This is a genomic window from Bartonella sp. AA83SXKL, assembly GCF_042196965.1.
Classification (GTDB): domain Bacteria; phylum Pseudomonadota; class Alphaproteobacteria; order Rhizobiales; family Rhizobiaceae; genus Bartonella.
Window position 1 is genome coordinate 432 of the sequence record NZ_JBHIRG010000188.1, and the last position, 276, is coordinate 707.

Consider the following 276-nt stretch of genomic DNA (forward strand, 5'->3'; position numbering starts at 1 on the left):
GACACCACAAGCCACAGGAATTTCTAAGATGCGTTGGCCGGTACGAGGGCGTTTATTAAGTCAGTTTGGTCAAAAGAGAGGGACGACAATGAGTCGGGGAATAGATATTGCTGTACCTGAAGGTTCATCGGTAAAGGCAGCGGAAAACGGTATTGTTATTTACGCAAGTGATGGGTTAAAAGAGCTTGGCAATGTTGTTATGATCCGACATGAAAATAATATTATCACTATTTATGGATGTAATAGCAAGCTTGTTGTTACTAGAGGCCAAAGGAT

1 protein-coding gene is annotated in these 276 nt (G+C 41.7%); it reads left to right on the plus strand.

The window, feature by feature from the left end; translation table 11 throughout:
* Positions 1-276, plus strand: a 276-nt coding sequence (locus ACFINO_RS10520) for a murein hydrolase activator EnvC family protein (RefSeq protein WP_375655792.1), incomplete at both ends; no start/stop codon positions are given.